This is a genomic window from Alloalcanivorax xenomutans (genome assembly GCF_032810065.1).
Classification (GTDB): domain Bacteria; phylum Pseudomonadota; class Gammaproteobacteria; order Pseudomonadales; family Alcanivoracaceae; genus Alloalcanivorax; species Alloalcanivorax xenomutans.
This window is the reverse complement of the sequence record NZ_CP136538.1, coordinates 3,885,736-3,908,976: the sequence shown is the minus strand read 5'-3', so window position 1 is coordinate 3,908,976 and position 23,241 is coordinate 3,885,736. Positions and strand designations below refer to the sequence as shown.

Genomic DNA, 23,241 nt, shown 5'->3' with positions numbered 1-23,241 from the left:
TTGGCGATGCCGATTTTCGCGCGGGGTGAGCGCCTATTTAGCGCGGCTGCTCTGGGGATGGGCATGCAGATACTGTTTGAGGAAATCCAGGAACAGGGTAACCCGTGGGGCCAGATGGCGGCCGTGCAGGTAAAGGGCATTCAAGGGCGCGGCGGCGGGAGCGTGGCGGGGTAATACCTGGATCAGACGGCCACAATGCAGATCCTCGCCCACGTCCCAGATCGACTTCAATACGATGCCGGCGCCTTGCAGGGCCAGGGCATGGGCGGCTTCGCCGTCGTTGCAGCAGAAGGCGCCGGTGATGCGCACGGCGCTTTCACGTTGCCCGCGACCGAAATACCAGTCCGCTTGCGGCTGCTGTCCAATCAGGATGCAGTCGTGATCGGTCAGGTCCGCCAGTTTGCGCGGGGCGCCCTTGCGTTGCAGGTAATCCGGGCTGGCACACAGCACCCGGCGGTTGGGGGCCAGACGGCGTGCCACCATGCGCGAGTCCAATGGCTCGCCATAGCGGATCGCCAGATCGAACCCGCCTTTGGCCAGGTCTTCCACCGTGTCGGTCAGGGCCAGTTGTACCCGCAGTTCCGGGTATTCGCGGGTGAAACGTGACAGTGCCGGCACCAGGTGGCGGCGCCCGAACCCGGTGGGGGCGGTCAGGTGCAGGGTGCCGGTGACGCTGTCATGGTGATGCAGCAGGGCCGCTTCCGCCTCGTCCACCTGGGACAGCAGGCGCAGGCAATGCTGATGAAGAATGTCGCCTTCCTCGGTGAGTGACAGTCGGCGGGTGGTCCGGTGCAGCAACCGTGCATCCAGCTGCCGTTCCAGTTCTCCCAGACGTTTGCTTACTACCGCCAGGGACAGGCCCAGTTCGCGTGCGGCGGCGGAGAGGCTGCCCCGTGCCACGATGCGTTCGAAGATGCGCAGGTCGTTGATGTCCTTAAGCATGATTATTCTCAACGATTTGGAAACAATCCTTATCCGATTACGGTGATTGTGCAACGCCTTTTGAATGCGCACATTATCTGTTCATGACGGTTTGCAGGTTTGAATCCGAAATCGGAAGGCTGAGTATGAATATTGATTTATCCGGTAAGACCGCGCTGGTCACCGCTTCCACTGGCGGTATTGGTTATGCCATTGCCGTGGGGTTGGCGGCCTCCGGCGCGGAGGTAATTCTCAATGGCAGCGGTGATGAGTCGGTGGCCCGGGCCAGGGACAGGCTGGCCGCGGACGTGCCGGGCGTGAATTCACGCGGTGTGGCCGCGGATCTCGCTAATCTTTCTGGTTGCAAGGCGCTGCTGGCGGAAATTCCGGCGGTGGATATTCTGGTCAACAATGTCGGCATCTATGGTCCAAGGGATTTTTACGATACTGACGACGACACCTGGGATGATTACTGGGAAACCAATGTCATGTCCGGCGTACGGCTTTCCCGGGCCTATCTGCCGGGAATGGTGGAGAAGAGCTGGGGCCGGGTGGTGTTCATTTCATCGGAGTCGGCCCGCAATATTCCCGCCGACATGATTCATTATGGCGTCTCCAAAACCGCGCAACTGGCCTTGTCGCGCGGCCTTGCCAAACATGTGGCCGGCAGCGGCGTCACCGTTAATGCGGTCTTGCCCGGGCCCACGCTTTCGGATGGCTTCCGCGCCATGATGCAGGATGAGATGGAACGCACCGGCAAGTCGGTGGAAACGCTGGGCCGGGAATTTGTTATGGCGGAGCGTCCGAGCTCGGTGATCCAGCGCCCCGCCAGTGTCGAGGAAGTGGCGAACATGGTGGTCTATGTCTGCTCCACCCAGGCTTCCGCTACCAGTGGTGCCGCGCTGCGCGTGGATGGCGGTGTGGTGGACGACATCTGCTGACCCGGTTTTCGATACGAAGCGGTCGATACAAGGATAAGGAGGTGTGCCGATGCTGTCCCGACGTACTCTGTTGAAGGCCGGCGCGGCCTCCGCCGCCGGCCTGGCTCTGTCGCCGCTTTGGGCGGCCAGCGAAAAGGACGCCGCCATGGCGATGCGGACCATTCCTTCCAGTGGTGAAGCGATTCCGGTTATTGGCATGGGATCGTCCGGCAGTTTCGAGGTGGGCACCTCCGATCAGGAACGCGATCCCCTGCGCGAAGTGCTTCGGCGTTTTTTCGCCGGTGGCGGACGTTTGATCGATACCGCGCCCAGCTATGGTTCGGCGGAAACGGTGATCGGTGACTTGTTGAGCGAGCTGGGACTGCGGGAAAAAACGTTTCTGGCCACGAAAATTTCCAGCACTGGCAGAGAGGCCGGCAAGGCCCAGTTTGAAAACTCGCTGCGCCGCCTGAAAACCGACAAGGTGGAACTGCTGCAGGTGCACAACATGCAGGACTGGCAAACTCAGATGGCGCTGATCAACGACCTCAAGAAAGAAGGCAAGGTGCGTTACAGCGGCGTGACGCACTGGCTTGATAGTGGTCAGGATCAGTTGGCCGAGGTGGTGGAAGCCAGCAAGCCGGATTTCCTGCAGATCAACTATTCGGTGATTTCCACCAAGGCGGAAGAGCGACTGTTTCCGCTGGCCCGGGATTTGGGCGTGGCGGTGTTAATCAATCGGGCCTTTGACGATGGCCGCCTGTTCCGCCAGGTGGCGGATCGGCCGCTGCCGGAATGGGCGCCGGAAGTCGGGATCGATTCCTGGGCCCAAGCGTTCCTGAAGTTTTCCATCAGCCATCCGGCGGTGACCGCGGTCATTCCCGCCACCGGAAAGCCCCATCGCCAGAGCGATAATCTGCAGGCGGGCTATGGGCCGATGTTGACCGAACAACAGCGCCGCGATTTGCGGGCCCTATTCTCCTGACCATGGCGCCCACCCACCCGGTGTCGCGGCTGGTGGTCCGGCTGTTCAATGTTCGCCCTATTGAGGCCCCGGCCGTGGTGGCGGGGCTGTTGATGTTTTTCTGCCTGTTCACTGGCTATTTCATGCTGCGGCCGGTACGCGAAACCATGGGCGTGGCCGGCGGTGTGGACAACTTGCAATGGCTGTTCACCGCCACCTTCGTGGCCACCCTGGTGGCGCTGCCGGCGTTCGGTTGGATCGCGTCGCGGGTATCCCGGCGCCATATTCTGCCCTGGGTGTACGGCTTCTTCGTTATCAATCTGCTTGGTTTCGCCGCTGCCATGGTCTGGCTGCCCGGAGAGGTCTGGGCCGGGCGGGTGTTCTATGTCTGGCTTTCGGTGTTCAACCTGCTGGCTATTTCTCTTGCCTGGAGTGTGCTGGCGGATGTGTTCGTCAGTGCCGAAGCCAAGCGCCTGTTCGCCTTGATTGCTGGTGGCGCCAGCCTGGGGGGGCTGACCGGGCCGGTGCTGGGCACGGTGCTGGTGGGACCTGTTGGCCACGCCGGGTTGCTGGTGCTGGCGGCCGGCCTGCTTGCCGCCAGCGCGGCCGCGGCGGGCTGGTTGCATCGCTGGCGGGACCACCACCGGGAGCCGGATAGAGATCGCGCCGGCGACGGGCGCCGCGAACGCGCTTTGGGCGGCAATCCCCTGGCCGGTATCAGCGAGGTGTTCGGCTCTCCTTATCTGATCGCCATCGCGGTTTTCGTGCTGTTGCTGGCCAGTGTCAGCACCTTTCTCTATTTCGAGCAGGCCAGGCTGGTGGCTGAGACGTTCCCCGACCGTACCCGGCAAACCCAGGTGTTCGGATTAATCGACACAGTGGTGCAGGCGCTGGCCATTCTGACCCAGGTGTTCCTGACCGGCCGCATTGCCCAGCGCCTTGGTGTGGGGGTTCTGCTCACGGCGGTGCCTTTGGCGATCACCGCGGGGTTTCTCTGGCTCGCTCTGGCGCCTACGTTCGCGGTCTTCGTTGTCGTTATGATCGCCCGGCGTGCCGGCGAGTACGCGCTGGTTCGTCCCGGCCGCGAGATGCTTTACACCGTGGTCCCCGCCGAACAGAAATACAAAGCCAAGAACGCCATCGACACCGTGGTCTACCGGGGTGGCGATGCGATTAGCGGCTGGGTGAAAAGCGGGCTGGATCTGATCGCTTCCGTCCCCGCGTTGCCGATGGTGATTGGCGCGGGGATCGCCCTGACCTGGGCCGGTGTGGGGGCCGGCCTGGGCAGGGCGCAGAAGCGAAAGGAAACCGGGGCGGACGGTGGGCGTTAATCCAGATTCAAATAATAGGTTTGTCCCCAGGCCTCATCGACCTCGCCCGGTTTAGCGGAAAAATGCACCTGCCGATACGTGGCGGAAGACAATAACTTGGCCAGTGTCTCGCTGGGAACGCTGTAGTTCCGGGAAGTCAGGTTCAATTGGCGTGCCCGCCGGTTGGGGCTCAGCGCCGGTTCGGACAGGCCCTGGCGGAAGGCGTCCATGGAAGGCCGGAGCCGTTGCATGGTGAAGCCTCGCAGCTCGCACTGCAGTATGCCGGCGACCGAGCTTTCGACACAGGCGTCGTCCACGAACCAGTTGTTGGGTGGTTTGGCGAAAACACCGTCGATCATCACTACCTCGCCCGCGCTCAGGTCAAAGGTGGCGAAGTCGCGATCCAATACCGTGGCCACGTCGACGGCGGGCTTGGCCACCTCCTTCACCGTGGTGTGATAGCCGGCTTCCCGCATCACCCGTTTGCGGGATTCCATTACGTTATGGGGGATGCAATGGCCGCCCATCGTAGGGGTGCAATAGGTCTTGAGGCGAGGGCGGTCATTCCAGGAGATCTCGTCTTGCCACTCCTGGGTCCATTCATGGCCTTTGTAGGAGCCGCTGCTCAGATAGGTGACTCCCAGACCTCGTGAAGCGACCGGTTTGTCGGCCCGTTTCATGCCGTCGAGATTGGCGTCCCTGGCCTGATAATTGACCACTTTGAGGCTGTAGCGGCCCGGCTCTTCCACCGAGACCAGATAATCCCGGCCATCGACCCGGATCTGGGTGGCCCGCAGCCAGGTAAGAGAGTAACTGCCGCCGGCCTGATTAGGGTTCTCCCAAAGCACATCCAGGCCGTCCTCGCCACGGAAGCCCTGGTGGTAGGCGTCCTTGGTGAAAATGGGGGACATCACCACGGACTTGCCGGCGGCAAGCGCGGTCTTGAGCTGCCGCGCCAGATCGTCCATTTGCGCCTTTTCTTTTTCCGGATCGACCCCGGCCAGTTCGGGCGGGATAGGGAGCAGATCCGGCGCATTGTGGGACTTATAGGCGTTGTAGACGCCGCAGCCGGAGCTCAATGCCAGGCTCGCCAGCAGCATCGATAACAAACCGATTCTGATCATGATGTTATTCCTGTCCCTATTCCGAGGGTTCCGAGGAGGCCAGGTCCGGCCAGAACGGTAACCGGGGCGCCACGGATCCGGCGTGCGCGTCTGATGGATCAAGAGAATATCGCGGCCCATGGGCCGCTCCTACCCTACGGTGGTTGGGTCTGTCGGGGGGGGGCGTCCTCACCAAATCAACGGCCGGGAACGAAAAAGGGGCGCTCCGAATGGAGCGCCCCTTTGCTTTCACCGGTCTTTCATCGGTGAAGCGTTGATTGGTGGTGGGGTGGTACCCCGCATCAAACGACTATTGAAAGTACGGAATCGAAGCGCTGCGGGTTGCTGCGAACCAGTGCGAACCGGAGCGAAAAGCCTGCCGGTACGCCCGTCGGCAGTGGACGATCAAGCAGGTTTTTCGGAGTGATTGGTAGTCGGAATACGGCCTCAACCTCGTCTGCTTTCCGTGGCCAGTTCAATTCCCGAAACGGGAACTGAACCCGCGTCCGTTGCCACAGCCAATAACACACCCATTTACACCCATTCCTGGGGCAAGGCGATCCGTCATGCGGCGAATGGTGACCACATTCACCGCACAATGCGCGGCGATTGACTTGCGCGTGCGGAGATTGCAGTCCATAATCTCCGCATGAATAGCGGTGAATACAAATACATCTGGCAGGCCAGTGACTGGCCAAACTGGCGCTTCGACCTGGCGGCGCTGGCCGAGCCCATGGCTGAGGTCAGTCGTGCCCAAGGGCTCTTGATGGGGCGTCTGGCTGACGTCGGCATGGCCTTGCGTGACCAAGCGAGTCTCGCGGCGCTCACCGAGGACGTGGTCAAGACCAGCGAGATCGAAGGCGAGCAGCTCAACGTTGAATCCGTGCGCTCGTCCATCGCCCGCAGGTTGGGCGTGGACATCGGCGCGCTCGCTCCGGTCGATCGGCATGTCGAAGGCGTGGTCGAGATGGTACTTGATGCCACCGCCAACTGCCAGGCACTGGTGTCGCGTGAGCGTCTGTTCGGCTGGCATGCCGCACTGTTTCCTACCGGCTATTCTGGGCTCTCCAAGATCAACGTCGGCGGCTGGCGCGACGATGCCACCGGCCCGATGCAGGTGGTGTCCGGACCCATCGGCCGCCAGCGGGTGCATTTCGAAGCACCGCCGGCCGATCGCCTCGAGACCGAAACCAGCCGCTTCCTCGACTGGCTGAATGGCACATCAAACGAACCGCTACTGCTCAAGGCAGGCCTTGGCCATCTGTGGTTCGTCACTCTGCATCCATTCGATGATGGCAATGGCCGTATCGCCCGGGCCATTGGCGATCTGCTGCTGGCGCGTGCCGATGGCAGCCCGCAACGCTTCTACAGTTTGTCGGCGCAGATCCAGCGCGAACGCAAGGCTTACTACGACATCCTGGAGAGGACGCAGAAGCGGTCGATGGATGTCACCGAGTGGCTTGCGTGGTTCCTCGACACGCTTCATCGCGCCGTCGACCAGGCCCAGCACACGCTGGACGTTGTCCTGACGAAAGCGCGGTTCTGGCAGCGCTGGGCGACGACCCCGTTGAACGAGCGGCAGGTGAAATTGCTGAACAAGCTGCTCGATGGTTTCGAGGGCAAGCTCACCAGCAGCAAGTGGGCGGCCATCGCCAAATGCTCGCCGGACACGGCACTGCGCGACATCAACGATCTGCTGACGCGGGGCGTGCTGCGCAAATCGGATGCCGGCGGGCGTAGCACCAGCTACGAGCTGAATGATCTGCCCGAGTAGTGGCGCTTCCTGGAATTGCCTTGGCTCGCGGACGGAACAGCGCCTTCATGGACTCCTGCCAACTCGTTCGGACGGAGACCAAGATGGAAGTCGCTCACCTTAATCAAAAACAACTCGCTGCCCGCTGGAGTATCAGTGAGGCCACCCTTGAGCGCTGGCGCAGCGCGGGGGTCGGCCCCAAGTTTCTGAAGCTCTGCGGGCGCGTGCTCTACCGGCAGGCCGACATTGAGGCCTACGAGGAGTCGTGCCTGGCGACCTCGACCAAGACCGTGGTGGCCCAGGTCAGTGTCAGCTGAGAAATGTTCCGATTCGTCGGTAGATATCGACAAGTACCGACGATTTGCAACGTCGGCGGCACCGCCGGCCATCTGGGCGATTCAGTCGCCGGAAACGGGCATCAAACTCGTCTGCGATGGGATGTCGGTTCAATTCCCAAACCCTGAATCGAACCCGTGTCCGCACGGTAGTTCAAACGGTGGGCTCGGCGGCTGCGTCATTGTCGGTGGCGGGGTCGGTGAGCCGCCGAATCGTCAGTGCACAGCGTTGCTCAATCAAGGTATTGATTTGCTCAACCACGACATTGCCAGCAAAACTTTGTCCGGGGTCAAACTGGAGCTTGCGCGCCGTGGCGGGCAGTAGTTTTGTCAGGTCAAAATGCGCCGTTTGGCCTGCGTCAGTTTCCCGGCGGTCTCCAGCCGTACATACACCAAACGCCTCTGGTCATCCACCGCGTCGCAACTCCCTGACACCCCGGCCCAGCTTACGGCGCAACAGGGCCCGCAGGGTCACCCCATCCGAGTACCCGACCTGTGCGGCGACTTGGTCGACGCTCGCGTTTCCGGTGCGCAAGAGATGGACGGCATGCTCCACGCGCAGGTCCTGGAAATACGACAGCGGTGTCTTGCCCAAAACGCTTTGCAGCCGCCGCGCCAAGGTGCGCTCGCTTGTGCCCGCGGCGCTGGCCGCCTCGGCCAGCGAGAACCCCTGCGCGAGCCGACGTCTGGCCCAGCACTCGAAGCGCTCCACCATCGGGTCGGTATGCGCAAGGTGGTCGGGAATCACGAACTCGGCTTGCGAACTGCGTGTCTCGACCAGCAGATAGCGTGCCACCAGGGCCGCCAGCGCCGGACTGCGCCCTCGGATGATGCGCAAGGCCAAGTCGACGTGGGCCAAAGCGGCACCCGCGGTGGTGAAGCGTGTCGAGTTCACGATCATGCGTGACTCGTCCAGCGTGACGTTCGGATAGCGCTGCCGAAACATCGGCCCCAGCCACCATGACGTCGTCGCACGATGTCCATCAAGCAGGCCACTCTCTGCAAGCAAGAAACTACCGGTGCAAGCGGCACCAAGGTGCGCGCCAGCGGTGGACCACTGCTGTAGCGCCGCGACCGCGTCGGGCACATCGGGGCGTGTGAGTCGAGCCGAGAGCGTGTCAGGCATCTTGTCACCAAACGCGGGCACGAGCACGACGTCTGGTTCCGGCACACCACGCGCAGTGACCACGGGGACCGTCAAGCCTTGCGCAGTTCGGATGCGACGCCGCACGCCCACCAGCGTGAGCTCTATGTGCGCGGGAGCCTGTGGCAGCGAGCCCGCCATCGCATTGGCCAAGCCCACTGTGTCGGTGAGCGCCGCAAGCCCCAGATCAAACACGCCATCACAAACAAGGATGTGGAGTTTCATGGCAACAATGATATCAAAGTTGTCATTATTGTCTATAGAGATGGCTGTCATGACGACTTAGACTGCAGGCTCGTTGATCCATTCACCTAACCCATTTACCCAAAGGATTACAGTATGACCAAGCTCGCCCTGTTTGTTCGCCTCGAAGCCAAACCCGGCCAGGAGGCTGCGCTTGCCGACTTCCTGGCCAGCGCACTGCCGCTCGCCAACGCCGAGTCCGGCACCACTGCCTGGTTCGCATTGAAGTTTGGCCCTTCGACGTTCGGTGTGTTCGATGCCTTTGCCGATGAGGCAGGTCGCCAAGCACATCTGAACGGCCAGATCGCCGCGGCCTTGATGGCCAACGCCGCGACCTTGCTCAGTTCTCCGCCCAATATCGAGAAGGTCGAACTGCTTGCAGCCAAACTGCCTGCATGACAACCCGGCCTTGACCCAATCAGGTCACGCTGCAGGATGGGGGTCACACGGCCCTACGCAGCGATCCCCCTCCAATTGCACTTGCCCAGGGAGCTACCTTCCACAGCGATTGGGGGGGGGGCAATATTGCAGCCAGAACTTCCAAGCTGTGTCAGCAAGCAGGGGCAACATCAGGGCGAGCTGAGATGTTCCGATTCGTCGGGTAACCCTTTGATCTGTATGGGCCTGCGTTGCGGACTTCGGGCCAGTTTCAGGGAGCGAGGTCGGAGCGAGGAATGGTCAGGAGAGAGTGGAATGTGGCCCGGAACGGCCAATTCAGGCGGCGGGCGAAGTCCGCAGGCTTCCGCAGGAGCCCCCAAGAACACGCGGGAACCGGCACGATCAGGCAAGAAAAAACCCCAACCGAGAACGGTTGGGGTTTCATTATTGGTGGAGCCGGCGGGAATCGAACCCGCGTCCGTCAGCAATCCGCCTGCAGATCTACATGCTTAGCCGTGTCTATTGATTTAAGCCCTTTCAGCCCGACGGGCAGGACGAAAGAGCCGAGCCCCTTTAAGTTTTAACAGCGCGGCCCGGGGCGGACTTTGCTGCGAGCCTGTGTAGCGATGCCGGTCGCGCTTCCCCACAGGCTGGGTCGCTTGACCGTAGGCGGGCCTTAGGCCGCCAGTGCGTAAGTATCGTCGTTTGCGATTACTTTAAAGATGCCACAAATGTTTTACGAGACTCGTGACCTTCTCGGCATGCACCACAGAGTTCAATACCGGCGTCGAAACCTTGTCGGCCCCAGGGTGGCGTAGTGTACGAGATGGGGGTGAAGAAGTCGAAAACAAGTGGTGGAAGGGCGTGTTACAGAGCTTTACATAAATTGTCGAACAATCGTACATATTGTCATGGTTGTGTCGTCGGACGGGCGCATTATGGGCTCGTCGCACGGGGTGCGGCTGGGTGTGCCGACGGGCCAGGCGCCAAAAGCGAAGGGCTGCGGGGACACCCATGTGATCCACACGATGACTTACAGCGAGCCCCCAATCAGACTGAGAAAGTGGCCGTTGATCAAGGCATCGTCATTCATTGAGGAGAAAACGATGAAGACGATCTTTCGGTCAGCCAAAGAGGGTGCCACCTATTTGCTGGCTCCAATAACCGCGCGGCCCTTGCTGGCCCGTAGTTTGCAGTTACTGCTGGTGCTCTGTGCCTATGGCGCGGGTGTGCTGCTGGTGGAACGGGTTTCCGGAGATGCCCGGGTGCCGGTGATTCTGTTCGCGGTGTACTTCCTGCCGGCGGTGCTGCGCTCCTGGTTGCTGTTCTACTGGTGTGTCCGTGACGAGGTAAAGGCGCTGATGGCTAACCATCGCCACACTGCCTCCTGACCGTCCCGCACTGCCTGATCAACGCGCCTCGGCGTCGCGACTATCGGAATGTAGTAGATGATAGCGCTAGTTGCGGCGCAAGAGGCGTTGTTTCTGGCGGTTCCAGTCGCGTTCCCGCTCGGTGGCGCGCTTGTCGAACTTCTGCTTCCCTTTGGCCAGGGCGATGTCCAGCTTGGCCAGTCCGCGCTTCCAGTACAGGCTCACCGGCACGCAGGTGTAGCCGTCCTTTTGCACGCCGCTGAAGATGCGGGCGAGTTCGCGCCGGTGCAGGAGCAGCTTGCGGTTGCGCAGCGGGTCCGGGGTGATGTGAGTGCTGGCGGTGGGGAGCGGCTCGATGCGGGCGCCGAACAGGTAGGCCTCCCCGTCGCGGAGCAGGATGTAGGCCTCCGACAGGTTGGCTTTCCCTTCACGCAGGGATTTCACTTCCCAGCCTTCCAGCGCCAGTCCGGCCTCGAAGTGCTCTTCCAGGTGGTAGTCGAAGCGCGCCTTGCGGTTCTGCGCCACGGTGCTGGATGGTGTTTTCGCTTTTTTCGCTTTGCCCATGGGGGCGCGATTATAGAGACAGCCCGGTGCTTTAGCGAGCGTCATTGGCATGCCGGCATGGATGGCCTGCGGTTTTGCGGCTTGAGCGCCTGTCGCAAAATCAACACAATGATCGCATTTCACCAAGGGGTAAGGTTTGCATGAAGCAAGGTGACAAGCCGGTCCACGGCATGTGGACCAGCCGGTGGGCGTTTATTCTCGCGGCTACCGGATCCGCCGTCGGGCTCGGCAATATCTGGAAGTTCCCGTATTTCGCCGGGGAATATGGCGGTGGCGCCTTCGTGCTGGTCTATCTGCTGTGTATCGCTCTGGTCGGTGTGCCGATCATGGTGGCGGAGGTGATGCTCGGGCGCAAAGGCGGCATGAGCCCGGTGCATACGATGAAAAAGCTGGCGGCGGAGAGCAAGGTGAGCCGCCGCTGGGCCGGGATCGGTTACATGGGAGCCCTGGCCGGGTTCCTGATCTTGTCGTTCTATTCGGTGATCGCTGGCTGGACGCTCTATTACATCTGGGACATGGCCCAGGGAGGTTTCCAGGGCATCTCCGCCGCCGGCTCTCTGGCCCATTTCGAGGGGATGCAGGCGAACGCCTGGTTGATGTTGGGTTGTCACACCGCCTTTATGGTTCTGACCATGTGGGTGGTGGCCCGTGGCGTCAGCCGGGGGTTGGAAAAAGCGGTGCAGGTGCTGATGCCGCTGCTGTTCGTGCTGCTGATTGGCCTGGTGGTTTACGCCAGCACCACGCCGGGGTTCGCCCAGGGCGTGAACTTCATGTTCCACTTCGATTTCTCCAAGCTCTCCGGCGAGGCGGTAATGGCCGCTCTGGGGCAGGCGTTTTTCACCCTGAGCCTGGGGATGGGCGCGATCATGGTGTACGGCGCCTATATGCCCCGTGAGGTCCAGGATCGCCGTACCGGCAAGACCCGGCGGGTGTCGATCGTCTCCACCGTGGGGATCATCGCGTTACTGGACACGCTGGTGGCGCTGGGAGCGGGTTTGGTGATTTTTCCGGTGGTGTTCAGCAATGGCCTGGAGCCTTCTCAAGGGCCGGGGTTGCTGTTCGTGACCCTGCCGTTGGCGTTCGGTCAGATGCCTGCTGGCGTCATTGTCGGGACGGTGTTCTTCGTGCTGGTGATGTGCTCGGCGCTGAGTTCCTCGATTTCCCTGGGTGAGCCGATGGTGGCCTGGCTGGTGGAGCGGGGGCTGGGACGGCCGCTGGCGGCCTTGGCCGTGGGGCTGACGGCCTGGGTGATCGGTGTTGGCACGGTGCTGTCGTTCAATTACTGGAAGGACGTGACCTTCCTGGTGGGCACCTTCTTCCAGAACATCGATTTCCTCGCTTCCAGCCTGATGTTGCCCCTGGGGGGGCTGTTGATTGCCATTTTCGCCGGCTGGGTCATGAAGGAAACGCAGGCCCGCAAGGAGTTGGCGATGAAGAGCTTCGGGCTGTACATGGTATGGCGGGCGGTGGTGCGTATTGTCGCGCCACTGGCGGTGGCGGCGGTATTCCTCAATGCTCTGATCGGCGCCCTGGGAGGTTAGGCCCATGGCCGGGACTATTCGCGTCGAAGTGGTTTACGCCTTGCCGGAGAAGCAGAAGCTGATCGCGGTGGAGGTGCCGGAGGGCGCTTCCATGCTGGATGCCGTGACCGCTTCGGGTATTGCCGAGCATTTCGATGGGCTGGATCCGGCGAGGGTCAGCATGGGGGTGTTTGGCAAGGTCGAGCCGAATCCGGCGGGGCGCAGGCTGGCGGAAGGGGAACGGGTGGAAATCTACCGGCCGCTTAAAGCGGATCCGAAATCAGCACGCCGGGCCAGGGCCCGGCGTGCCAGCCAAGGCTGAGATTGGATCAGTTGGCGGCTTCCTGGCGCCGGTCCTCGGCGCGCCGCAGCAATTCTTGATCCTGGTAACCGGAGGTGCGCTCGCGCAGATCGCTGGTGACCTGGCCGTCGTAATGACTGTAATGTCCCTGGTCGAAATGCACCACGATCTGTTGTTCCACCATCTCCCCGTTACCCGGCTGGTACTGCAGCAGGTAATACCAGGTGTTGGGGGTGAACGGGTCGGTCAGCGTGGGCGGACCGAGCACGAAGCGAACCTGCTCGGGGGTCATGCCCGGTCGCAGGCCGGACAACATATCCTCGGTGACCACATTCCCCTGGGGAATGTCGATGCGGTACACCCCCGGGAAGCGCAGGGAGCTGCAACCGGCCAGCAGGGTGGTCAATATGGCAAAAAGGGCGATGATCCTTGGCATGGGTTTTCGACTTGGCATAATGTTCGGGCGATAATACAGACTTGAACGGGGGGAACAAGGTTCCCTGAAAGTCAGGCGATCCCCAAAAGGCGGCTACGGAGCAAGTACATTGGATAATCAGGATCTTAGAAAGGCTGGGCTCAAGGTGACCTTGCCGAGGGTGAAAATCCTTCAGCAACTGGAATCCTCCGATTCCCGGCATCTCAGCGCGGAAGACATCTACAAGGCGCTGATGGAGGCCGGCGAGGATGTGGGGCTGGCCACCGTCTATCGGGTGCTCACTCAATTCGAGCAGGCGGGCATCGTATTGCGCCACAACTTCGAGGGAGGCTCCGCCGTATTCGAGCTGGCCGATGAAGGCCACCATGATCATATGGTCTGCACCGAGACCGGTGAGGTGATCGAGTTCGTCGATGAGGAAATCGAGAAGCGTCAAAAGATGATCGCCGACAAGCACGGCTACGACATCGTCGACCACGCCCTGGTGTTGTACGTTAAGCCGAAGCGCAAATAACCGATCGGCCCAGGCCCGGTTCACCGCCAGCCAGCCCGACGCCGCATAGCGGCGCCACGCCCGCAAGCCCCGCTCCCCGACCCAATCCCCGTGCCTCAGGGCACGGGCGGTGGGGTTTTGTCAGGCCACTTCCTGACCCTTCTCGAGCATTTCCCGGGCATGGGCCAGGGTGGAGTCGGTGATTTCCACGCCGCCCAGCATCCGCGCCAGTTCTTCCACCCGGGCATCCGGGGCGAGGGGCTGGATGCGGGTGCGGGTGGTGTTCTTGCCCTGAATTTTGTGCACTTGCCAGTGCTGATGTCCCTGGCTGGCCACTTGCGCCTGGTGGGTGATGCACAGTACCTGGGCGTGTTCGCCCAGTTCCCGCAGCAGGCGGCCGACGATTTCGGCCACCCCGCCACCGACCCCCACATCCACTTCATCGAACACCAGGCTGGGCACCGTCAGGTTGCGCGCGCAAATCACCTGGATTGCCAGGCTGACCCGGGACAATTCGCCGCCGGAAGCGACCTTGGCCAGCGGCCGTAATGGCTGCCCGGGATTGGCGGAAAAACGGAATTCCACCAGATCCAGGCCTTCGGCGCCGGGGCTGTCGTCTTCCACCACGGTTTCCAGTCTGGCGGCTTTCATGCCCAGGGCCTTGAGCTGGGTGGCGATCTGACGAGTGAGTGTGGTGGCGGCGGTCTTGCGGGCCTTGCTGAGCTTGCGGGCTTCGCTCATGTAATGTGCCTGGGCATCTTGCTCCGCTTTGGCCAGGGCCTCCAGGTGCTCATCGAAGTGCTCCAGGGTGTCCACTTCCCGGGCCAGTTGCTGATGATGCTCCACCAGTTCTTCCGGGCGCACCCGGTGTTTGCGGGCCAGGCTGTAGGCCTGCCCCAGGCGCTCTTCCACTTGCGCCAGCCGCTCCGGGTCCAGGTCCAGGCGGTCCAGATAGTGACGCAGGGCTTCGGCGGCCGCTTCCACCTGCAGGCGGGCGGATTCCACCGTGTCCAAAGCTTCCGACAAAGCGTTGTCGTGGTCGCGGGCTTCTTCCAGCCAGTGGCGGATCTGGCCCAGCTGATCGTTACAGGTGCCTTCCTCGCCGTCGTACAGGGCCGTCACCGATTGCTGGCACAGGCGGATCAGGGCGTCGGCGTGGCCCAGGCGTTGTTGTTCCTGATCCAGCTCCGCCAATTCGCCTTCGGCCAGAGACAGGGCGTCCAATTCGTCCAGTTGGAAGCGCAGCAGTTCCTGGCGCTCGTTCTGTTCGCGGGCGCCGGTGAGAGCCTGGTCGTGCTCCTGGCGGGCCTGTTGCCACTGGCGCCAGGCGTTTCGCACGGAAGCCGCCAGCTCGCCAGCGCCGGCGAAATTGTCGAGCAGTTGGCGGTGAGTGTCCCGATGCAGCAGGGCCTGGTGTTCATGCTGGCTGTGAATGCTGATCAGCAACTCGCCGAGCTGACGCACGTCGGCCAAGGGGGCCGGCGTGCCGTTGATATAGGCCCGGGAGCGGCCGTCGGCACGGACCGTGCGGCGCAGCAGGCAGTCATCGCCGTTATCCAGTTCCCGCTCTTCCAGCCAGGCCCTGGCCTGGGCGTGGTTGGCCACGGTGAAACTGGCCAGCACTTCCGCCCGTTCGCAGCCCGGCCGAACCACGGCGGAATCCGCCCGTTCTCCCAGGGTCAGGGAAAGGGCATCGATCAGTACGGATTTGCCGGCGCCGGTCTCGCCGCTGATGACGGTGAGGCCGGATTCCGGTTCCAGCTCGAGTTGATCGACGGTGGCGAAATGGCGAACGCTCAAGTGAGTGAGCATGTACGGAACCCCCGTGTTTCCTGGTTTGGGCGTTTGTAGCGGGTGGCGCGGCGGTACTCGCTGCGCGGCTCGGACAACTGTTATTCTGACCAGTGCCTCGTTGATGTTAGGCGATTCCGGCCGCGAGCGTAAGAGTAAGGTGAAGAGGAGTAACACTGGACGGCGACCGTTTCGCTGGCAACAATCGGCAATGGGTGGGCGCTCCGCCCATCCCGATTGGCAGTAATGGGTGACGAAAGGCAGCTGTGGAACTCAACGAACGCAAGCAACGGTTACTCATGGCCCTGGTGGAACGTCATATCCGTGACGGCCAGCCAGTGGGCTCGAAAACCCTGGCCCAGGGGGGCGGCCTGGCGGTAAGCCCGGCGACCATCCGCAATATCATGGCGGAACTGGAGGATCTGGGGTTGTTGGTCAGTCCCCACACTTCGGCGGGCCGGGTGCCCACCGAGCGTGGGTATCGCCTCTATGTGGATACGCTGCTGGCGTCCAGCGCCATGCGCAGCCCGGATCACCAGCAGTTGCGTGATGAATTGCGCCAGTTGCTGGCACCGGATCAGTCGCCGCAGGAGTTGGTGTCCCAGGCATCCCGTACTCTGGCGGAACTGACCCGCATGGCCGGTCTGGTGGCGGCGCCAAGACGCCAGGTCAGCACGCTGAGGCAGGTGGAGTTCCTGCCGCTGTCCGGTCAGCGCGTGCTGGTGATTCTGGTGGTGAACCGCTCCGAAGTGCAAAACCGTATCATCCATACCGCCCGCCAGTACGATGAGACGGAATTGCGCCAGGCCGCCAACTACATCAATCACACCTACGGTGGTTGTGACCTGGACGCCATCTGTGACGGCCTGTTGAGCACCATGGCGGCGGACCGGGCGCAGATGGACGCGCTGATGCGGACCACCCTCGATGTGGCTGGTCAGGCCTTGAGGCAGCCCGAGGACGAAGAGTCCGATTACGTGGTGTCCGGGGAGTCCAATCTGCTGGATACCGCCCAGGCCGACAGCATCGACAAGCTGCGCGACCTGTTCAATGCCTTCAACCACAAGCGCGATATCCTGCATCTGCTGGAGCGCAGCATGAAGGCCGATGGCGTGCAGATCTTCATCGGCCGGGAGTCCGGCTATCAGCCGTTCGAGGAGTATTCGCTGGTGTCGGCGCCGTACCGGCTGGAAAACGGCCCGGTGGGCGTGCTGGCCGTGGTCGGCCCCACCCGCATGGACTATGAAAAAGTCATCCCCACCGTGGATATCACCGCCCGCATCCTGTCCGCCGCCCTCAATCAACTGTGAAAAGCAATGAAGAGTTAATAGTGAACAGTGAATAGCGGCCCGGCTCCGCGAAAAGGGAGGGCGAGGGCACAGCATTGGTGCTCGGAGGTGTCCTCGCGCGCGCTGTTAGCTCTTCACTATTAACTGTTAACTGCTTTCTCGCTTGCCCTTGAATCCGCTCAACCTGTTCCCATATCTTTGCCCGCCTTCCCGAGATGGATCCCGCATTCGGGTATTTTGGAGTGGATATGAGCGATCAGGACAAACAGAAACCCCAAGATGAGGCGGTGACCCAGGATTCAGAACTGGAGAACCCCCAACCTGCCGCCGAGGTGGCTGACGAAGAGGCCGCCGCGGAGCCGGATGCGGCCCGGCAGCTGGCTGAGGCGCAGGAGCAGATGCAGCGTCTGGAGAAAGCGTTGGCCGAAGCGGACCTGCGTGCCCAGGCGGAAATCCAGAATGTGCGCCGCCGTGCTGAACGCGAGGTGGAGAACGCCCATAAGTTCGCCCTGGAGAAGTTCGCCGGTGATCTGCTGTCCGTGGCGGACAGTCTGGAGCGTGGCCTGTCCACCCTGGATGCCGAGGATGAGGCGCTCAAGCCCGCCCGCGAGGGTCTTGAGCTGACGCTGAAGGTGCTGATGGATGCCTTCGGCCGGCACAACCTGGAGCAGGTGGATCCCCACGGCGAGCCCTTCAATCCGGAGCGTCACGAAGCAATGACGATGATTCCGGCCCCCGGGGCGGAGCCCAACACCGTGATTGACGTATTGGAGAAAGGCTACCTGCTCAACGGCCGCCTGATCCGTCCGGCGCGGGTGGTGGTCAGCAAGGCGGAAGGTTGATCCGGCTCCCTTGAAAAGACTCGGGGCGCCGCCATATAGCTGGCAAGTTCATTGAGGTTCAACTGTCCGGGTGGCCTTTGGCATTCGGATCGTGTGAAGGAGAAACAGACGTTATGGGTAAGATTATTGGTATCGACCTTGGCACCACCAACAGCTGTGTGGCTGTGATGGAAGGTGACAAGACCAAGGTGATCGAAAACGCCGAGGGCGCGCGCACCACGCCGTCCATCATCGCCTACACCGAGGACAACGAGGTGCTGGTGGGTCAGGCCGCCAAACGGCAGGCGGTGACCAACCCGCAAAACACCGTGTACGCGGTGAAGCGCCTGATCGGCCGCCGTTTTGAAGACGAGGTGGTGCAGAAGGACATCAAGATGGTGCCCTACAAAATCACCAAGGCCGACAATGGCGACGCCTGGGTCGACGTGAAGGGCGAGAAAATGGCGCCCCCGCAGATTTCCGCCCAGGTGCTGAAGAAAATGAAGAAGACCGCGGAGGACTATCTGGGTGAGCCGGTGACCGAGGCCGTCATCACCGTGCCCGCGTACTTCAACGATTCTCAGCGTCAGGCCACCAAGGACGCCGGCCGTATCGCCGGTCTGGACGTGAAGCGGATCATCAACGAGCCCACCGCCGCGGCCCTGGCCTATGGCCTGGACAAGAAGGGTGGTGATCGCACCATCGCGGTGTATGACCTGGGTGGTGGTACCTTCGACCTGTCCATCATCGAGATCGCCGAAGTGGACGGTGAGCACCAATTCGAGGTGCTGGCCACCAATGGTGATACCTTCCTGGGTGGTGAGGATTTCGACCTGGCGCTGATCAATTTCCTGGCGGATCAGTTCAAGGCGGACTCCGGCATCGATCTGGGCGGCGACCCGCTGGCCATGCAGCGCCTCAAGGAAGCTGCCGAGAAGGCCAAGATCGAGCTGTCCTCCGCCGAGCAGACGGAAGTGAATCTGCCCTACATCACCGCGGATTCCACCGGTCCCAAACACCTGGTGGTGAAAGTGACCCGGGCCAAACTGGAGTCCCTGGTGGAAGGGCTGGTGAGCCGTTCCCTGGAGCCCTGCAAGACCGCGCTCAACGATGCCGGTGTGAAAGCGTCCGACATCACCGACGTGATCCTGGTAGGTGGCCAGACCCGGATGCCGCTGGTACAGAAAAAAGTGGCTGAGTTCTTCGGTAAGGAAGCGCGCAAGGACGTCAACCCGGATGAAGCCGTGGCCATTGGCGCCGCCATTCAGGGTGCCGTACTCAGCGGTGACGTGAAAGATGTGCTGCTGCTGGACGTGACCCCGCTGACTCTGGGTATCGAGACCATGGGCGGTGTGATGACGCCGATCATCGAGAAGAACACCACCATCCCGACCAACGCGTCGCAGGTGTTCTCCACGGCGGACGATAACCAGACCGCGGTGACCGTGCACGTGCTGCAGGGCGAGCGTAAGCAGGCGGCGCAGAACAAGTCCCTGGGGCAGTTCAACCTGGAAGACATTCCGCCGGCGCCGCGCGGCGTGCCGCAGATCGAGGTGACCTTCGATATTGATGCCAACGGTATTTTGCACGTGGGCGCCAAGGACAAGGCCACGGGCAAGGAACAGTCGATCCAGATCAAGGCGTCTTCCGGTTTGTCCGACGATGAGATCGACAAGATGGTGCGCGACGCCGAGGCCCACGCCGACGAGGATCGCAAGTTCGAGGAGCTGGTGCAGACCCGCAATCAGGCGGATCACCTGGTTCACGCGACTCGCAAGACCCTGGAGGAAGCGGGCGACAAGGCCACAGAGGAAGAGAAAGAGGCGATCAATAAAGCCATCTCCGATCTGGAAGCCGCGCTCAAGGGTAACGACAAGGACGACATCGAGGCCAAGACCAAGGCGCTTACCGAGGCGTCCGGTTCCCTGGCACAGAAACTGTATGCGGAGGCGCAGCAGGCCCAGGGCGGCAACGCCGGTGATGAACAAGGCAAGCAGGCCGCAGACGATGTGGTCGATGCCGAGTTCGAAGAAGTGGATGACGACAAGAAGAAGTAAGTCGAAATCCGCCGGACGTTGACGCCGGGCGCGGGGCGCTGCCGAGAGCAGCGCCAAGCGTCCGGCGTTCGGCGTCTGGCGCCATATAAAGGCTCACTATGTCCAAACGCGATTATTACGAAGTGCTGGGGGTGTCCAAGGACGCCAGTCAGCAGGATCTGAAAAAGGCCTATCGACGCCTGGCGATGAAATACCATCCGGACCGTAATCCGGATGACGCCGAGGCGGTGGCCAAATTCAAGGAAGCCAAGGAAGCCTACGAGGTCCTGTCCGACGAGGACAAACGAGCTGCCTACGACCGCTTCGGCCATGCCGGAGTGGAAGGCCAGGGTGGCTTCGGCGGAGCCGGTGCCGGAGGTTTCGGTGGCGGCGGCTTCGGCGACATCTTCGGCGATATTTTTGGCGACATCTTCGGTGGCGGCGGCCGTGGTGGCCGCGGCCCGGCCCGTGGCGCGGATCTGCGCTATACCCTGGAGCTCAGCCTGGAACAGGCGGTACGCGGCTGTGAGGAGAAGATCAGGATTCCCTCCTGGGACAGCTGTGAGGTGTGCCATGGCACGGGGGCTGAAGCCGGCGAGGAGCCGGTGACTTGTCCCACCTGTAACGGTATGGGGCAGGTGCGCATGCAGCAGGGCTTCTTCACCGTGCAGCAGACCTGTCCGGCCTGTCACGGCGAAGGCCGGATCGTCAAGAATCCGTGCCGCAACTGTGGCGGCCAGGGCCGGGTGCAAAATACCAAGACGCTGTCCGTTAAGATCCCGCCGGGAGTGGGTACCGGTGACCGTATCCGTCTGGCCGGTGAGGGTGAGGCGGGCATGCACGGGGCGCCGGCTGGCGACTTGTATGTCCAGGTGGCGGTGCGTGAGCACGAGATTTTCAAGCGTGACGGCAGCGATCTGCACTGCGAGGTGCCGGTGAGTTTCGTGGACGCCGCTCTGGGCGGTGAACAGGATGTGCCCACCTTGAACGGCAAGGTCAAACTCAAGGTGCCGCCGGAGACGCAGACCGGTAAGCTGTTCCGGCTGCGTGGCAAGGGGGTGACCCCGGTGCGGGGTGGTCCGCCGGGCGACCTGATCTGCAAGGTGGTGGTGGAGACCCCGGTCAAGCTGAGCAGCGAGCAGAAAGATCTGTTGCGCAAATTCCAGTCCTCCCTGGACAAGGGCGGTAACCGGCACAATCCCCGCCGAACCAGCTGGTTCGAGGGCGTGAAGCGCTTTTTTGACGGGCTTTAAGCCCTGGACGGGCTCTGAGGGCAACCCTCTGAAATAGGGTGAAAACCATGAAAGTAGGCATCATCGGCGCCGCCGGGCGCATGGGGCGCATGCTCATCGAGGCGACGCTGGCCAATCCGGAAACCGAGCTGGCGGCGGCGGTGGACGTGCCGGGTTCTTCCCTGATCGGGGTGGACGCCGGTGAACTGGTGGGCGCGGGCAAGCTGGGCGTTACCGTGGGTGATGATCTTGCCGCGGTGGCGGATCAGGCTGATGTGTTCATCGATTTCACCGTCCCGGAAGCGACGGCGCGCAACATCGAGACTTGCCGTCAGGCGGGTAGCCGTCTGGTCATCGGTACCACCGGTCTGAACGATGAACAGAAGGCGCGGTTGCGCGCTGCCAGCGAGGAGGTGGCGATCTGCTTCGCGCCAAACTACTCGGTGGGCGTGAATCTGTGCTTCAAGCTGCTGGAAACCGCCGCCGCCGTGCTTGGCGATGACGTCGATATAGAGATTATCGAGGCTCATCACCGCCATAAGATCGATGCGCCGTCCGGTACCGCTCTACGCATGGGTGAAGTGGTGGCCCAGACCCTGGGGCGGGACCTCAAGGAGTGCGCGGTGTACGGTCGGGAAGGCCGCACCGGTGAGCGTGACCGTCAGACCATCGGATTCGAGACCATCCGTGGTGGTGATATTGTTGGCGATCACACCGTCCTGTTCGCCGCCGAGGGCGAACGGGTGGAGATTACCCATAAGGCATCCAGCCGCATGGCCTTTGCTCGCGGAGCAGTACGCGCCGCTCTGTGGCTGGGCGCTCAGCCCAAGGGGTTGTTCGATATGCAGGATGTGCTTGGGCTGGCGGGAGAGAGTGCCGGCTGGGGCGCCCGCTGAGATTGGCCGCCACGGTGCCGCTGACGGGCTTCCGCCCGTGACACTGGCGGCCGAAAGCACTAGAATAGGTCAAGCCTGAGGGCGCGTGGGGCGCATGAATCGCTGAATAACATGAAAAAGCGAGGTGGAGGAATCCATCTCGCTTTTTTGCGACCGGCCCCCGCCCCGAATCTTCCAAGGGTTTGTCCGCTGTATACGGTGTTGCCCGCCCTGGCTTCACGCGGACAACCCGGAACCCTATCAGCCTTGGAGGTTGCGTTGACGGTACCCGCCATACTCGCATTAGAAGACGGCAGTCTCTTTCGGGGTGTTGCCATTGGCGCCACGGGTGAGACCGTGGGTGAGGTGGTGTTCAACACCGCGATGACCGGATATCAGGAAATCCTCACGGACCCGTCCTATGCCAAGCAGATCGTCACACTGACGTATCCGCACATTGGCAACACCGGGGTCAATGAGGAGGACGAAGAGTCTTCCCGGGTATGGGCCGCCGGCCTGATAATCCGGGACCTGACCCTGACGGTAAGCAGCTGGCGTGCCGAGCAGACCCTGCCGGAGTACCTGCAGCAGCGGAACATCGTGGCCATCGCCGATATCGACACCCGCCGCTTGACCCGCATCCTGCGGGAAAAAGGGGCTCAGAACGGTTGCATCGTCGCCGGTGATGATATCGACGAGGAAAAAGCCCTGGCCGCCGCGCGCGCCTTCCCCGGTCTCAAGGGGATGGATCTGGCCAAGGAGGTCAGCGTCAGCGAACCCTATACCTGGACCGAGGGGACCTGGGTTCGCGGCGAAGGCCATCGTCCTCAGGCGGAGGCCCTGTTCAACGTGGTCGCCTACGATTTCGGCTGCAAGCGCAATATCTTCCGGATGCTGGCGGACCGCGGCTGCAAGCTGACCGTGGTGCCGGCCCAGACCCCGGCGTCCGAGGTGCTGGCGATGAACCCGGACGGCGTCTTCCTGGCCAATGGTCCCGGTGATCCGGAACCTTGTGATTACGCGATCCAGGCGATCCGCGAGATTCTGGAGCGCAAGCTGCCGCTGTTCGGTATCTGCCTGGGGCATCAGTTGCTCGGCCTGGCCAGCGGCGCCCGCACCATGAAGATGAAGAACGGCCATCACGGCGCCAACCACCCGGTCAAAAACGTGGAGGACGGTACGGTGATGATCACCAGCCAGAACCACGGTTTCGCGGTGGACGCGGAGACCCTGCCGGATAACCTCAAGGTGACTCATGTGTCACTGTTCGACGGTACGCTGCAGGGCGTGCATCGCACCGATGTGCCGGCGTTCAGTTTCCAGGGGCACCCGGAGGCCAGTCCTGGTCCCCACGACTGCGCGCCCCTGTTTGATCACTTCATCGAGTTGATGGAGGCGCACCGCGCCTGAGACGCGCCGGACGCCTCACCCCTGGCGTCCGG

The 23,241-nt window shown here is 62.2% G+C and carries 23 protein-coding genes, 1 other RNA gene and 1 pseudogene; 17 read left to right on the top strand and 8 right to left on the bottom strand.

From position 1 onward, the window contains the following. Window positions 1–33 precede the first annotated feature (33 nt). Window positions 34–942 (bottom strand): LysR family transcriptional regulator, encoded by a 909-nt coding sequence (locus tag RYH70_RS18095; RefSeq protein WP_233917929.1) that lies wholly within the window; start codon window positions 940–942, stop codon window positions 34–36. A 125-nt stretch (window positions 943–1,067) separates the two neighbouring features. On the opposite strand from RYH70_RS18095, the gene RYH70_RS18090 reads away from it, so the two are divergent. Genes RYH70_RS18090 through RYH70_RS18080 form a run of 3 tightly spaced genes read left to right on the top strand, consistent with a single transcriptional unit; the run spans window position 1,068 to window position 4,136 of the window. Next, complete coding sequence (locus tag RYH70_RS18090; protein ID WP_317009469.1) at window positions 1,068–1,862, top strand: SDR family NAD(P)-dependent oxidoreductase; 795 nt, start codon at window positions 1,068–1,070, stop codon at window positions 1,860–1,862. 49 nt (window positions 1,863–1,911) lie between these two features. Continuing rightward, complete coding sequence (locus tag RYH70_RS18085) at window positions 1,912–2,826, top strand: aldo/keto reductase (protein WP_233917931.1); 915 nt, start codon at window positions 1,912–1,914, stop codon at window positions 2,824–2,826. A 2-nt stretch (window positions 2,827–2,828) separates the two neighbouring features. After that, window positions 2,829–4,136 (top strand): NTP/NDP exchange transporter, encoded by a 1,308-nt coding sequence (locus RYH70_RS18080; RefSeq protein ID WP_233917933.1) that lies wholly within the window; start codon window positions 2,829–2,831, stop codon window positions 4,134–4,136. On the opposite strand, the gene RYH70_RS18075 is transcribed toward RYH70_RS18080, so the two are convergent. After that, window positions 4,133–5,239 carry a hypothetical protein gene (locus RYH70_RS18075; protein ID WP_316308858.1) on the bottom strand — a complete coding sequence of 369 codons (1,107 nt, stop codon included), beginning with the start codon at window positions 5,237–5,239 and terminating at the stop codon, window positions 4,133–4,135. The genes RYH70_RS18080 and RYH70_RS18075 overlap by 4 nt on opposite strands. A gap of 628 nt (window positions 5,240–5,867) precedes the next feature. On the opposite strand from RYH70_RS18075, the gene RYH70_RS18070 reads away from it, so the two are divergent. The 3 genes from RYH70_RS18070 (at window position 5,868) to RYH70_RS18060 (ending at window position 7,631) form a co-directional block, all read left to right on the top strand. After that, window positions 5,868–6,992 (top strand): Fic family protein, encoded by a 1,125-nt coding sequence (locus RYH70_RS18070; RefSeq protein ID WP_284455471.1) that lies wholly within the window; start codon window positions 5,868–5,870, stop codon window positions 6,990–6,992. Between the two features lie 83 nt (window positions 6,993–7,075). Continuing rightward, window positions 7,076–7,288 carry a helix-turn-helix transcriptional regulator gene (locus RYH70_RS18065; protein ID WP_284455470.1) on the top strand — a complete coding sequence of 71 codons (213 nt, stop codon included), beginning with the start codon at window positions 7,076–7,078 and terminating at the stop codon, window positions 7,286–7,288. Next, complete coding sequence (locus RYH70_RS18060) at window positions 7,278–7,631, top strand: hypothetical protein (RefSeq protein ID WP_041356890.1); 354 nt, start codon at window positions 7,278–7,280, stop codon at window positions 7,629–7,631. The genes RYH70_RS18065 and RYH70_RS18060 overlap by 11 nt, the downstream gene beginning before the upstream one ends. Window positions 7,632–7,712: 81 nt before the next feature. Here RYH70_RS18060 and RYH70_RS20940 read toward each other — a convergent pair whose 3' ends face one another. Both RYH70_RS20940 and RYH70_RS20935 read right to left on the bottom strand, forming a co-directional pair. Continuing rightward, a complete protein-coding gene (locus RYH70_RS20940) occupies window positions 7,713–8,021 on the bottom strand; it encodes a helix-turn-helix domain-containing protein (protein WP_202935623.1) in 309 nt (102 codons plus the stop codon). Window positions 8,022–8,144: 123 nt separating this feature from the next. Beyond that, window positions 8,145–8,591, bottom strand: a pseudogene (locus tag RYH70_RS20935) (hypothetical protein); the annotation flags it as partial. A 198-nt stretch (window positions 8,592–8,789) separates the two neighbouring features. Between RYH70_RS20935 and RYH70_RS18050 the strand changes: the two are divergent. Further along, a complete protein-coding gene (locus tag RYH70_RS18050) occupies window positions 8,790–9,092 on the top strand; it encodes a putative quinol monooxygenase (RefSeq protein WP_007182542.1) in 303 nt (100 codons plus the stop codon). Between the two features lie 427 nt (window positions 9,093–9,519). On the opposite strand, the gene ssrA is transcribed toward RYH70_RS18050, so the two are convergent. Beyond that, window positions 9,520–9,877: a transfer-messenger RNA gene (gene ssrA / locus RYH70_RS18045) on the bottom strand. Window positions 9,878–10,177: 300 nt separating this feature from the next. Between ssrA and RYH70_RS18040 the strand changes: the two genes are divergently transcribed. After that, window positions 10,178–10,462 (top strand): hypothetical protein, encoded by a 285-nt coding sequence (locus RYH70_RS18040; RefSeq protein WP_022993563.1) that lies wholly within the window; start codon window positions 10,178–10,180, stop codon window positions 10,460–10,462. 66 nt (window positions 10,463–10,528) lie between these two features. Here the strand turns inward: RYH70_RS18040 and smpB are convergent, their stop codons facing one another. Continuing rightward, window positions 10,529–11,005: an SsrA-binding protein SmpB gene (gene smpB, locus RYH70_RS18035; protein ID WP_022993562.1), complete on the bottom strand. Its 477-nt coding sequence runs from the start codon at window positions 11,003–11,005 to the stop codon at window positions 10,529–10,531. A 140-nt stretch (window positions 11,006–11,145) separates the two neighbouring features. On the opposite strand from smpB, the gene RYH70_RS18030 reads away from it, so the two are divergent. Both RYH70_RS18030 and RYH70_RS18025 read left to right on the top strand, forming a co-directional pair. Beyond that, the gene (locus RYH70_RS18030; RefSeq protein WP_063140245.1) at window positions 11,146–12,546 is read left to right on the top strand and encodes a sodium-dependent transporter; all 1,401 of its coding nucleotides are present in this window, start codon (window positions 11,146–11,148) and stop codon (window positions 12,544–12,546) included. 4 nt (window positions 12,547–12,550) lie between these two features. Beyond that, window positions 12,551–12,847 (top strand): RnfH family protein, encoded by a 297-nt coding sequence (locus tag RYH70_RS18025; protein ID WP_022993560.1) that lies wholly within the window; start codon window positions 12,551–12,553, stop codon window positions 12,845–12,847. A 7-nt stretch (window positions 12,848–12,854) separates the two neighbouring features. Here the strand turns inward: RYH70_RS18025 and RYH70_RS18020 are convergent, their stop codons facing one another. Beyond that, window positions 12,855–13,262: an outer membrane protein assembly factor BamE gene (locus RYH70_RS18020; RefSeq protein WP_063140244.1), complete on the bottom strand. Its 408-nt coding sequence runs from the start codon at window positions 13,260–13,262 to the stop codon at window positions 12,855–12,857. A gap of 109 nt (window positions 13,263–13,371) precedes the next feature. On the opposite strand from RYH70_RS18020, the gene fur reads away from it, so the two are divergent. Next, window positions 13,372–13,776: a ferric iron uptake transcriptional regulator gene (gene fur, locus RYH70_RS18015; RefSeq protein ID WP_014996190.1), complete on the top strand. Its 405-nt coding sequence runs from the start codon at window positions 13,372–13,374 to the stop codon at window positions 13,774–13,776. Window positions 13,777–13,896: 120 nt separating this feature from the next. On the opposite strand, the gene recN is transcribed toward fur, so the two are convergent. Further along, on the bottom strand, window positions 13,897–15,567 hold the full coding sequence (recN, locus tag RYH70_RS18010) for a DNA repair protein RecN (RefSeq protein ID WP_284455799.1): 1,671 nt from the start codon (window positions 15,565–15,567) through the stop codon (window positions 13,897–13,899). A gap of 245 nt (window positions 15,568–15,812) precedes the next feature. On the opposite strand from recN, the gene hrcA reads away from it, so the two are divergent. The 6 genes from hrcA to carA all read left to right on the top strand — a co-directional run bounded on the left by hrcA (window position 15,813) and on the right by carA (window position 23,209). Beyond that, entirely contained in the window at window positions 15,813–16,856 is a 1,044-nt protein-coding gene (gene hrcA, locus RYH70_RS18005; RefSeq protein WP_317009467.1) for a heat-inducible transcriptional repressor HrcA, read from the top strand. A 227-nt stretch (window positions 16,857–17,083) separates the two neighbouring features. After that, a complete protein-coding gene (grpE, locus tag RYH70_RS18000) occupies window positions 17,084–17,677 on the top strand; it encodes a nucleotide exchange factor GrpE (RefSeq protein ID WP_022993555.1) in 594 nt (197 codons plus the stop codon). A gap of 113 nt (window positions 17,678–17,790) precedes the next feature. Beyond that, window positions 17,791–19,713: a molecular chaperone DnaK gene (dnaK, locus tag RYH70_RS17995; protein WP_022993554.1), complete on the top strand. Its 1,923-nt coding sequence runs from the start codon at window positions 17,791–17,793 to the stop codon at window positions 19,711–19,713. Between the two features lie 98 nt (window positions 19,714–19,811). Then, window positions 19,812–20,945 carry a molecular chaperone DnaJ gene (gene dnaJ, locus RYH70_RS17990; RefSeq protein ID WP_317009466.1) on the top strand — a complete coding sequence of 378 codons (1,134 nt, stop codon included), beginning with the start codon at window positions 19,812–19,814 and terminating at the stop codon, window positions 20,943–20,945. Window positions 20,946–20,992: 47 nt separating this feature from the next. After that, complete coding sequence (gene dapB / locus RYH70_RS17985; protein ID WP_022993552.1) at window positions 20,993–21,820, top strand: 4-hydroxy-tetrahydrodipicolinate reductase; 828 nt, start codon at window positions 20,993–20,995, stop codon at window positions 21,818–21,820. A 258-nt stretch (window positions 21,821–22,078) separates the two neighbouring features. Then, on the top strand, window positions 22,079–23,209 hold the full coding sequence (carA, locus tag RYH70_RS17980; protein ID WP_233918247.1) for a glutamine-hydrolyzing carbamoyl-phosphate synthase small subunit: 1,131 nt from the start codon (window positions 22,079–22,081) through the stop codon (window positions 23,207–23,209). The last annotated feature ends 32 nt before the right edge of the window (window positions 23,210–23,241 follow it).